Origin of the sequence: Nostoc sp. (assembly GCF_036919575.1) — a bacterium.
Classification (GTDB): domain Bacteria; phylum Cyanobacteriota; class Cyanobacteriia; order Cyanobacteriales; family Nostocaceae; genus Nostoc.
In genome coordinates this window covers 21,940-29,790 of the sequence record NZ_JBALBY010000115.1, presented here as the reverse complement: position 1 = coordinate 29,790, position 7,851 = coordinate 21,940, and the positions used below count along the sequence as shown (strand labels likewise).

Annotated in this window: 4 protein-coding genes and 1 pseudogene; 1 reads left to right on the top strand and 4 read right to left on the bottom strand. The window is 42.8% G+C overall.

The genetic code is table 11. The annotated features are described in order from the left end of the window. Positions 1–381 precede the first annotated feature (381 nt). The 3 genes and pseudogenes from devC to V7K27_RS29980 form a co-directional block, all read right to left on the bottom strand. Complete coding sequence (gene devC, locus V7K27_RS29990) at positions 382–1,554, bottom strand: ABC transporter permease DevC (RefSeq protein WP_334952166.1); 1,173 nt, start codon at positions 1,552–1,554, stop codon at positions 382–384. Positions 1,555–1,647: 93 nt separating this feature from the next. Continuing rightward, positions 1,648–2,844 carry an ABC exporter membrane fusion protein gene (locus V7K27_RS29985; RefSeq protein WP_442947659.1) on the bottom strand — a complete coding sequence of 399 codons (1,197 nt, stop codon included), beginning with the start codon at positions 2,842–2,844 and terminating at the stop codon, positions 1,648–1,650. Positions 2,845–3,404: 560 nt separating this feature from the next. Further along, positions 3,405–6,116, bottom strand: a pseudogene (locus V7K27_RS29980) (beta strand repeat-containing protein); the annotation flags it as partial. A 360-nt stretch (positions 6,117–6,476) separates the two neighbouring features. Between V7K27_RS29980 and V7K27_RS29975 the strand changes: the two are divergent. After that, positions 6,477–6,866, top strand: coding sequence for a hypothetical protein (locus V7K27_RS29975; protein ID WP_334952158.1), 390 nt, complete (start codon positions 6,477–6,479; stop codon positions 6,864–6,866). Between the two features lie 370 nt (positions 6,867–7,236). Here V7K27_RS29975 and V7K27_RS29970 read toward each other — a convergent pair whose 3' ends face one another. After that, a complete protein-coding gene (locus tag V7K27_RS29970) occupies positions 7,237–7,842 on the bottom strand; it encodes a DUF411 domain-containing protein (RefSeq protein ID WP_334952157.1) in 606 nt (201 codons plus the stop codon). Positions 7,843–7,851 lie beyond the last annotated feature (9 nt).

Below are 7,851 nucleotides of genomic sequence, written 5' to 3'. Positions count from 1 at the left end.
AGGGAACCAGATTTTCTTTTTTCCCCCCAATACATCGGGGGGATTAAGGGGGGTAAAACGCCTGTGGGATAAGCGTTTTGGCTTAAGTTGACACCAATGAGCAGTGCTGTGCCCCTACGACAGATGTGGTTCAAATACATGAAAACTGCTGTAAGTACAAGAAAGAAAAACGAACCGCGTACTCCTGCGGAGGACAAGCTACGCGTTAGCGTCTCCCCTTGGGAAAAGGACGCGTTCGCGTAGCGTCTCCAAGAGTTGGACGCGAAGAAAGAAAGAAGTTAAAAGGGTTTGGCGCAGCTTCACAAAGAAATGGTATTAGGAGTTAGGAGTTGTAAAAAATTCTTCCCTATTCCCTATTCCCTACTCCCCACTCCCCTAGTTCTAAAACATATCAGCAGGATCGGTGGCTTGGAGTTTGCGGGTGGCGATCGCACCGGAAATTGCACACATAATTATAGTTAGTATTAATACCTGCAATGCTCGAATCGCAGTCATGTACATGGGCAAATTTGTGACACTGCGAGTCAGTTGGTAAAGTGCTAAGGACACTCCCAATCCGGGAAAGAAGCCCAGTGCTGCCAATATCAACGATTCTTCAAGCACCACACCTAGCAGGTAGTAATTGTTATATCCCATTGCTTTGAAGGTGGCATATTCCCGAACGTGGGCATTAACATCGGTGGAGAGGACTTGATAGACGATGATCACGCCCACCACAAAGCCCATCGATACACCAAGGCTGAAAATAAACCCAATTGGGGAATTTGTTCTCCAGAAGTTGTTCTCAAATTCAATAAATTCGGCGTGGGTTAATACTCTGACATCATCTCTCAGGTAAGCTTTGAGCATTGCTGCCACTTTTTTCGGGTCATAGCCTGGTTTAAGAAGAATCAAACCTAGACTGACACTGCTAGACTGTCGCCCAGAAAATAGCCGTAAAAAGTTTTCATCGCTGGTAATTAGATTGCCATCAGAACCGAAGGAAGCCCCGACTTGGAATAAGCCACTAATGGTAATGGTGCGCCGTTCTATTTCGGTGGTCAGGGTTTTACCTTGGTCAATTTGGGCGATCGCTTTTTGATAATCTCCTCTAGCACCACGATCGAACAAAACAGCACCTGGTAGCTTAATCACTTGCAATTGCTGGTTAACATCCGATAAGTCAAAGGCTGGCTTATCTGGGTTGAACCCGATAACTAACACCCCTGTCTCACGGTGTGTTTGGGGATTTTTCCAGATTGTGTTGTTGAAATACATTGGTTCGGCAGACTTTACCCCAGGTATATCCATTGCTTGGTAAAGTCGCCGACGAGAAAATGTAGACAAGCTTGGCAAGTTACGGGCTTGGGGACTGGTTAAAACAATATCTGCTTGCAAACTGCGATGCAGTCTAGTATTGCTGTCATAGAGGGCAGTCTGAAAACCTAGCTGCATAAACATGAGAAGATCCGCAAAGGCAATGCCTGACAATGCCACTAAGAGTCGGCTTTTTTCATGATTCAGTTGCAGCCATCCTAGAGGGGTTCGCCGTAGCAGTTGTTTAATCAATCCCATCATAAGAAGTGGGGAGTGGGGAGTGGGGAGTAGGGAGTGGGATGAGGGGGATGAGGGGGATGAGGGAGATGAGGAGAATAACCAATGCCCAATTCATAGTTCAATTACTGCTTTAACTTGCATATTGGTTAAGGTGGCGGCTTTTCGGCTGGAGGCTTCATCTAGTCGGATATGGACTTCTACTACTCTGTTGTCGATATTGCTGACGGGATCTGTATTAATGACATTCTGCCGTCGCACTTGCAAGCCTTTGCGATCTACGATTCCCTGCAATTCAATCGGGAGGTAATCACCAATTACTCGCACTTGCTGCCCTGAATGCACTTTGCCAATATCGCTTTCGTAGACTTCGGCTATGACATACATCTGGTTGGTTTGTCCAATATCTGCAATGCCATCATTTGATACTAATTCGCCAGGATGGGTATGGATCTCAAATACCTGTCCATTTTGAGGCGATCGCACCTCTGCCTGTTTTAAATTGACTTTTGCCAGATTCATGGCTGCTACGGCACGATTGACTTCTGCTTGGGCAACTTCTACATCCACTCCGCGCACTTCGGCGATTTCATCGAGTTTTCCTGTGGCTTCTTTGATCTGTTGCTGGCTAGTTGATTGGGTACGATTTAACTGGGCTTGTGCTTCTTGTAAGCTTTTTTGGGCGGTTTCCAAGTTTAAACCCTTGCTATCCCGTTGGGAAGCGGAAATTGCGCCCTGTTGAGATAGTTGCTGATAGCGATCGTCTTCGGCTTGGGCGTTACGCACTTCGGCTTGGAATCGTTCAATTGTCGCTGCTTGGGCATTAATATCACCTTGGCGTTGTGCTTCTAGGCGGGCGATCGCGGCTTTTTGGGCGGCAATTTCACCGCGTTTAGCACCTGCTTGGGTGCGGTTTAGGTTTGCCTGGGCTACTTTCACTTGTTCCTGTGCCTCTATTAATGATGCTTGCAAGCGATCGCGGCTGTTCAAAATCGCAATCAGCTGTCCTGCTTTTACCCGATCTCCCTCCTTCACTAATAACTTTTCTACCTGACTTCCTTCCGCAGACACCGCAGCAGAGAGTTTAATTACCTTTCCCTGTGGTTCAATCCGCCCTAAAGCTGTTACCGTTTTTAACTGTGGCAATTGTGTTGCTGGCACTTGTGCCTCTAGATTTGCATAATTTTGCCAGCGTTTTACTATATAAAAACTTATTCCGCCAACCAATAAAGATGCAATTATACCTATAGCAACGGATGGACGCAGAATAGACTTAGGGAATGTTCTGTACCCTAGCTTTGAGTTTCGCACCATAGATTACCTCTTAACTAGTGGCGCAGAAAAAACTAAATAGATTAAGCTTTTGTTCTTACCTCTTTGCTAATTTTGACTTCCTTTGTTAGTTATTGTTTATTTATTTCTTCTTCAACGATGCCAAGTTCATAAACAAATAGGAATTGTTGATATCACAACAATTAACTCTCCAGTATTAAGAGACTTATGTTCCTGACGAACTACTTTTGTTTTTTCAAAGTACTCAGGTATAGTAAACGTTTTTAGAATTCCGGGTTGTAACAGCGCCAACAATCAGAGGTGAATTCAGTCAGAAGGAAATATTTTTTGTGATGAAACCTCTTAATTAGGAATTACCAATTGGTATAACCTCATTCTATTGATTAATCGAATGTGATATCATGTTCGGGCAATTAAGCATAATATCCCCAAGCCCGCTAAAGCGCAGCTTTAGCGGGCTTGGGGGTGGGGTTCTTTTATTATGGGTAATTTTGCGGATATGATATGAGGTGCTATTTTAAGCACCTCACATTCTGAATATTTCTATTTTCCTGTAGCGTTTAGTGATGGAGGGGTAATTACGAATCAACAATCACAAAATTGTTTTCTGTTAGTGACAATCCAGCAGATAATTGTGCAAATTTTACCTGAGTAAATGCACTTATATTACCATCTTGATCAAAGTACAGCGCACCTGTAACGTTGTTATAAATAAATCGTTGAGCGATCGTCGTTGCAGATGTTCCGATTGTAAACTGACTAGCTTCAAGCGAACCTATTGATAACGATAACCCGCCACTAAAATTATCAGCCGATACCTGAATGAGTTCATTAGTGGCGTTGAAGTCATAAAGTTTATCTACACCTTCACTGTAATTATTGAAAGCAAAGGTATCAATACCAGTTCCTCCATAAAGGCTATCATTACCGTTCCCACCCGCGAGGATGTCATTGCCATTGCCACCCTTTATGGTGTCATTGCCATTGCCACCATCAAGCGTGTTATTCCCTAAGGCGACAATGGCAGAGAGAAAATCATTGCCATTGCCCCCATTAAATAGGTTATTACCTGGTGAATAGTCAGCAAGTAAGGTATCGTTACCAGCGCCACCGTCGAGGGTGTTATTGCCAGAAGAAGCGGTAAAGTATTGTCCCAAAAAGTCGTTCGTCGCTATAGAGGCAGAGAGAAAATCATTGCCATCGTTCCCAAAGAGCAAATTATTGCCTGTTGAATAGTCAATATTTAAAGTATCGTTACCAGCACCACCGTTGAGGGTATTATTGCCAGAAGCGGGGATGGATGACTCTTCATACTGCCAGAAGCCAGAGGCGGAAAGGGAATCATTGCCATCGCCCCCAGAGAGCAAGTTATCGCCTCTTGAAAGGCCAGCAGCCAATTTATCGTCACCATTGCCACCCTTGAGAGTATTATTACCAAAGGTTCCATAGGCGGAGAGAGTATCATTGCCATCGTCCCCATAGAGCAGATTATCGCCTATTAAATCGGAATTATCCAATAGAATATCGTCACCAGTACCACCAATGAGAGTATCATTGCCCGCGCCACCCCTTAAAAAGTCGTTGCCACTCTTGCCGTTAATGATGTCATCACCCTTCTGACCATTAATTAGATCATCTGAATTGTCAAAGCCGTTGACCTTATTGGAGAGGTCGTTAAGGAAGGTGACTGTGTTCTTCTTGAAGATGGTGCTTTGGGTGGAGTTGGCATCGAAGACATCAAAGCTGTCGGTGATGCTAGTTTCCCTATCAAACACGATATTGCCGACCTGGGCTAAATTGTCTAGGTTTTCCAGGGCAAAGTTCTGCAAGACCACTTTGAAATCAAGCGCATTTTCAAAAGTGATTTCTGTGTTGTTACCATTTTGAGTTAATTGCAGATTTCTCGCAGTTAATGGTAATGAGTAAACAGGAAAATTAGTTCCTATAAATTGCAAGGTATCCACTTTGGCAATAACCGCCGCTGATGGCTTTGAGCCTTGACCAATGCCATCGAAATCCGTAATGGTAATAGTACCACCGCCAAAGGAAGACGCCTGGAAAACAAATTTCTCCTTGCCGCCGCCACCAGTTAAAATTTTATTGCCCGGCTGATAATTGAAGTAATAGCCACTACTATAGAATGTGTCATTTCCACTGCCACCGTTGAGGGTGTTATTACCAAGGCTGCCATAGGCAAAGAGAGTATCATTACCATCACCTCCAAAGAGCAAGTTATTCTCTACTGGATCGCTAGAATTGTAATAATTATCGCTTCTTGACTCCTTAACAATTAAGTAATCGTCACCATTGCCACCGTTGAGGGTGTTATTCCCCGCACCACTGTTGAGAGTGTCATTGCCCGTACCACCAATGAGAAGATCATTCCCCGCACCACCCCTCAAAATGTCGTTGCCACTCAAGCCGTTAATGATGTCATCACCTCCCTGACCATTAATTACATCATCTGAATTGTCAAAGCCGTTGACATTGTTGGAGAGGTCGTTAAGGAAGGTGACTGTGTTCTTGTTGAAGATAGTATTTTGGGTGGAGTTGGCATTGAAGACATCAAAGCTGTCCGTGATCCTAGATTGCCCATCAAACACGATATTGCCGACCTGGGCTAGATTGTCTAGGTTTTTCAGGGCAAAGTTTTGCAAGGCCACATAGACATTAGATGCCCCTTCAAAGGTGATTTGTAAGTCATTACCATTTTGAGTTAATAGCAAATTTCTGGCACTGAATTGCTCAGAACCTCTAAATTGCAAGGTATCCACTTCGGCAATCACCGCCGCTGATGGCTTTGAGCCTTTACCAATGCCACCGAAATCCGTGATGGTATTAGTATTATAAGTGTCCCCGTTAGACACCTGGAAAACAAATTTATCGTTGCCGCCGCCACCAGTCATCAAGTTATCATTTGTATCATTAATCACCTCACTATAGAAAGTGTCATTCCCATTGCCACCGTTGAGGGTGTTAGTATCACTATTCCTATAGCCGCCATTGTCGTAGTGAGAAGTCAAGAGAGTATCATTGCCATCGCCTCCAAAGAGCAAGTTATTGCCTATTGAATACTCAGCATTCAAGGTATCGTCACCAGTGCCACCGTTGAGGGTGGTATTGCCTGATAAATAGTCAACATTTAAGTAATCGTCACCAGCGCCACCGTTGAGGATATCGTAGCTTCTTTTACCATATAGTTTATCGTTACCTGCTAAACCATTAATCAGGTCATCACTCGTTGTCCCAGTGAGTGTATCATTACCGTTAGTACCATTGATATTTGCCATAACTTTCTACCTACCTAAATAGATTATTTTCCTTTTTACTTGCTTGCTGCGATCGCCTGATGCGGGAATTTGTGCGATCGCGGCAATTTTGGCTTTTTTAAGGAAACTCAAGAGGCGAATTGAAAAATTGCATAAATGTTCAACTCACCTCAGTTAACTACTTGAAAATTTGAACCAATCTATTCTGTCTCTGGACTTAACGAAGTCTCCATTACTCTTTGTGTCACTCAATTAGCTCACCCTTTTGGGTGAGTCATATATCAACCGATCAGATGACCCGACTGAAGGAAGCTGAGATTAATAATAAAGAGGACTCTATTAGTAAAGGGCACCGATTGCATTTTACCTAAGAATAAGCTGATGAAACTTCTTACCTTAATAAATTCTGCACTTATTTTTGCTTCTATTACTCTTGTACCTGGAATCGCTGGCGCTCAAATAGCTACTACCAATAGCAGTGAAATAGCTATTAACTCTAACAATTTATCCAGGAACTCTACTTCTGTAAGTTACCTCCAGCCTTTCAATCTAGTTTCTTTTGCTTATCAGGGAGGTCTGAAGCAGCACGGAATTCCTAGTGGAGAAACGCTAGTAGTTGAAACTCAGAACAAAAAGATTATTGCAAAAGATTTAGTGAAGGCTGCTGTGAATGCAGATAAATTACCATCACAAGTTTTAAACGACCAAAATTATCTAAGTGCTGTTAATTTACAACTGAATACATTGCCCGATTTGGCTGCTGCTGATTGATTTTATTTTATTTTATTTTTATTATATCTTTTGAGACATCTAAATTTCTCAACATACTATATTGGTGCGCTTGTTACCGATATAAATAAAAGGCTTTTAGACACAGCGATCGCTGTGTCTAAGAGGTTCTTTGAAAAGTCTAAGTAGTTACTCACCGGGCGACTGGAAGTCGCGGCTACACAGACAAAACCTGCCTCCGCAGGTTAAAAATATTTGATTTTGTATTAGTCCACGGAGGTGGACTTTGTTTGTGTAGTAGCGAATTCTATTCGCCCAATACTTTTCAAACATCCTCTAAAATAAAGTTTGTCTCTGCTTCCAATTCTATGCAGATTGGCTTTCTAGTTTCGGTTTTTAAGAAAAGTTTAGATCAAGAGGACGAATACTTATTGAATACTGCAACTGAGTCCTTGCGATCAAAGGAAAACACAGAAAACGGGTCTTTTCGATTTTCCATCTCCATCCCAGGAGTACCTACAGGCATTTGGGGAACAGATAAACCAACAACATTTGGCTTTTGTTGAAGCAGACGTTTGATGTCGTCTGCTGGAACGTGTCCTTCAATGACATATCCATTAACAATTGCTGTGTGGCAAGATGCCAAGTTATCCGGCACGTTGTACTTTTGTTTAACTGTTTCGATGTCAGGTGTAGAAAAGTCTGTGATTTTAAAACCCTGTGTCTTTAAGTGGTCAATCCACCCGCCACAACAATTACAATCGGGACTGTGATATACAGTAGCATTTAGCGCTGTTGATTTTAATGATGTCCGTTGATCCTGGATACGCCTAGTAGTACTTACCAGTTGAGCATTAGCTGCAACATAACTAGGAAAAACAGCTTGAGCATTACTCATCGGCGCAGTGCTTCCCAAGATGCTCAACACTCCTGCTGTAAGACAAATCATTACTACTGCACGTTTCAAGATGGGAAGTAACCATTTTTGCCAGCAATAAATAAATTGTTTGTGCGACATCTGAAATTT

Bases quoted from the DNA above. Each gene is read 5' to 3' on its own strand.
- devC (WP_334952166.1), bottom strand. From the start codon at position 1,554: ATGGGATTGATTAAACAACTGCTACGGCGAACCCCTCTAGGATGGCTG.
- V7K27_RS29975 (WP_334952158.1), top strand. From the start codon at position 6,477: ATGAAACTTCTTACCTTAATAAATTCTGCACTTATTTTTGCTTCTATT.
- V7K27_RS29970 (WP_334952157.1), bottom strand. From the start codon at position 7,842: ATGTCGCACAAACAATTTATTTATTGCTGGCAAAAATGGTTACTTCCC.